The sequence below is a fragment of the Xanthomonas sp. D-99 genome (assembly GCF_017746145.1).
Lineage (GTDB): Bacteria > Pseudomonadota > Gammaproteobacteria > Xanthomonadales > Xanthomonadaceae > Xanthomonas > Xanthomonas cissicola.
Map to the genome: position 1 here is coordinate 1 of NZ_JAGHWU010000113.1, position 3,193 is coordinate 3,193.

The window sequence follows — 3,193 nt, forward strand, 5'->3', positions numbered from 1 at the left end:
CAATGCATCCCCTAATCATGCCCTGATTTCTTCAATGACCCACGCGATCTCAATCTCCGACCTGCACGTGGCCTACCGCGGCCGCGCGGTGCTGCAGGGGCTGAACCTCGGCGTCGCGCGCGGCACCGTTTACGCCTTGCTGGGCGGCAATGGCGCCGGCAAGTCGTCCACGCTGTCCACGTTGCTGGGCTTCGTCAAACCCGTCTCCGGCAGCTTGCGGGTGGACGCTGTGGACCCCGTCGCCGACCCCGGCAAGGCGCGTGCGCACTTGGCCTATCTGCCGGAAAACGTGGCGCTCTACGAGCATCTGAGCGCCTTGGAAAATGCCGACTATCTACTCGCCCTGGCCGGCCAGCGCCGCAGCCAGGCCGCCATTGGCGAGGCGTTTGCAGCCGCTGGCCTGCAGCGCGAAGCCTGGGCGCAACGGCTGGCAGGGTTCTCCAAAGGCATGCGGCAGAAGGTGGCCATTGCCGTGGCCACATTGCGCGAGGTACCGGTGCTGCTGCTGGACGAGCCCACCTCCGGGCTGGACCCGCGCGCCATTGCCGACTTCAATCGCCTGGTCGGCAGCGTGCGCGAACGCGGCGCTGCGGTGCTGATGGTCACCCACGATCTGCTCGGTGCGGTGGATGTGGCCGACCGCATCGGGTTTCTGGAAAATGGCCGGATTGCCGAAGAAATCGGTGCCGGCGACAGCGGCTTCGATGTGCGCACCCTGCATGCGCGTTTCGCGCGTCCGCAGGATCGCGCTGCGTGAGGCTGCACGTATGAGTCCGGTGTTGTTGGTCGCGCGCGAAGAACTGCGCTACATGGCGCGCAACCGGTCCGCGGCCATCGGCGTGGTGTTGCTGATGTTGCTCACCCTGGTGGCGGCGTTGACCGCTGCGCACCACCAGCGCGAAGTGGCCGATTTCCGCGCGCGGCAGCAACAGGCAGCGCAGCAGGCGTTCGAAGCACAGCCGGACCGGCATCCGCACCGCGTGGTGCACTACGGCCATTTCATCTATCGCCCGTTGCCGGCGCTGGCTGCATTCGATTCCGGCGTGGATGCGTTCACCGGCAACAGCATGTTTCTGGAAGGGCACCGCCAGAACACTGCCAATTTCGGCGATGTGCGTCAGAGTTCGTTGCTGGTGCGTTTCGGCCAGCTGACGCCCGCCTTCGTGCTGCAGGTGCTGGCGCCGCTGATGCTGGTCTTCCTGGGCTATGGCGCAGTGGCGCGCGAGCAGGAAACCGGCACCTTGCGCGCGCTGTTGCTGCAGGGTGCCACGCGCCGGCAGTTGCTCGGCGGCAAATATCTCGCGCTGGCGGCGGTGGCCGGCGCTTGCCTGCTGCCGGCCTTGATCGGCCTGGCGCCGATTGCGTTGTTGCCAGGGCAAGCGCCGCTGGTTGCGCTGCTGGTGCTGTCCTATGGCGCGTATCTGTTGGTGTGGTGTGCGCTGGTGTTGGCGGTGTCGATGCTGTGCCGCCGCGGCCGCGATGCGCTGTTGGTGTCGCTGGCTGTGTGGGTGTGGCTGGCCTTGCTGGTGCCGCGCGTGGCGCCGGACGCGGCCAGTGCCGCGTACCGCCTACCGACCCGGTTGGAAACCGATGTGGCGATCCAGCGCGACCTGCGCACGCTCGGCGACAGCCACAATCCGGACGACCCGCACTTTGCGCAATTCAAGCAGCAGACGCTGGCCCGTTACGGCGTGCAGCGCGTGGAAGACCTGCCGGTGAACTACAAGGGCCTGCTGGCACTGGAAGGCGAGCGGCTGAGCGCAAGCCTGTTCGAGCGATATGCAGGCCGCGATGCGTCCATCCAGCAGCAACAGAACCTGCTGGTACGCGCATTTGCGTTGCTCAGCCCGACAGTGGCGCTGCGCGAGGTGTCCATGACGCTGGCGGAAACCGACCTGCGCGCGCATCTGCGATTCCTGGCGCAGGCTGAGCACTACCGCTACACGCTGGTGCAGCAGCTCAACCAACTGCAGGCCGACGCGGTCAGCATGGCCGACGACACCGCACAGGACGCAGGCGCCGATCGCCGCAAGCGGATTTCGTCCGAGCACTGGCATGAGATTCCGGTGTTCGCCTTCCGGCCGGCGTCGGCGACCGAGGTGATCGGTACGGCAGGTGCGGCGTTCGGCCTGATCGGGGCCTGGCTGCTTGTTGCGCTGTGCATGCTGGTGGCAGCCGGGCGAGGTGTGGGAGTGGCGCGCTGATGGTGCTGTGGAAATACGAACTGCTGTTGCTGCTGCGCGCACGTGCAGCGCTCGCCGGGTTGCTGTTGCTTGCGCTGCTCACCGTGTGCAGCCTGCTGTCCGGGCAACACGTGATGGCGACGCAGCGCGACAACGTCGCCAAGATTGCAGCGCTGCAGCGCGAAGACAGCGCCGCGGTGGAAGACTACGTGGCGCGTTCCAACGATGCCGGCAGCGCGGCCTATTACAGCTTCCACCCCACCTGGGACCTGCCATCGCCACTGGCCTTTGCGGCGATCGGCCTGCGCGATGTCTCGCCGTATATCTTGCGCGTGCGCGCGCTGGGGCTGGAAGCGCAGATCCATGATGGCGACAGCTACAACCCCGAGCTCGCGTTGGCTGGCCGCTTCGACTACGCGTTCGTGCTGGTGTTCCTGCTGCCGCTGTTCGTGATTGCGCTGTTGTTCGATCTGCGTTCGGGCGAGCGCGAAGCAGGGCGTGCACGCATGCTTGCCGCACTGCCCGGTGCGGGCGCTGCGCTGCTGGTGCGCCGCGTGGTGGTGCGCGCAGCGGCGGTGCTTGTGTGCCTGAGCGCGCCGTTCGTCATGTTCGCCACGTTCAATGCGGTGCCGTGGTTGCAGCAACTGGCGGTGCTGGCGCTTGGCGGCGCGTACCTGTTGTTCTGGGTGCTGCTGTCGGTGCTGGTCGGGCGCATCCAGTGGCGGCCTGCGGCGCATGCCACGGCGTTGGCCACCTGCTGGGTCGTGCTGGCGTTGGTGGCGCCAGCGCTGGCGCATGTGGCGATCAATCAGGCGGTGCCGGTCAACCAGGGTGTCGAGATCGCGCGGTTGCAGCGCGAGGCGGTCAACCATGCCTGGGACATCCCGCGCCAGGACACCATGCAGGCGTTCTACGCGCGCAATCGGCAATGGGCCGATTCGGCGCCGCTGACGACGGCGTTCCACTACAAGTGGTACTTCGCATTTCATGAGAATGGCGACCAGCAGGTG

The 3,193-nt window shown here is 66.8% G+C and carries 3 protein-coding genes; all 3 read left to right on the forward strand.

Features of this window, described 5'->3' with window-relative positions:
• The first annotated feature begins 34 nt into the window (after window positions 1-34).
• Window positions 35-757 (forward strand): ATP-binding cassette domain-containing protein, encoded by a 723-nt coding sequence (locus J7360_RS20875; RefSeq protein WP_007962992.1) that lies wholly within the window; start codon window positions 35-37, stop codon window positions 755-757.
• A gap of 10 nt (window positions 758-767) precedes the next feature.
• Window positions 768-2,204 carry a DUF3526 domain-containing protein gene (locus tag J7360_RS20880; RefSeq protein ID WP_209034731.1) on the forward strand — a complete coding sequence of 479 codons (1,437 nt, stop codon included), beginning with the start codon at window positions 768-770 and terminating at the stop codon, window positions 2,202-2,204.
• Window positions 2,204-3,193: DUF3526 domain-containing protein (locus J7360_RS20885; RefSeq protein ID WP_209034733.1), on the forward strand; the 990-nt coding region annotated here is incomplete at its 3' end. The genes J7360_RS20880 and J7360_RS20885, both read left to right, overlap by 1 nt.

What these genes read in the sequence shown, in the direction of transcription:
- J7360_RS20880 (WP_209034731.1), top strand. Translation starts at nt 768, where the DNA reads ATGAGTCCGGTGTTGTTGGTCGCGCGCGAAGAACTGCGCTACATGGCG.
- J7360_RS20875 (WP_007962992.1), top strand. Translation starts at nt 35, where the DNA reads ATGACCCACGCGATCTCAATCTCCGACCTGCACGTGGCCTACCGCGGC.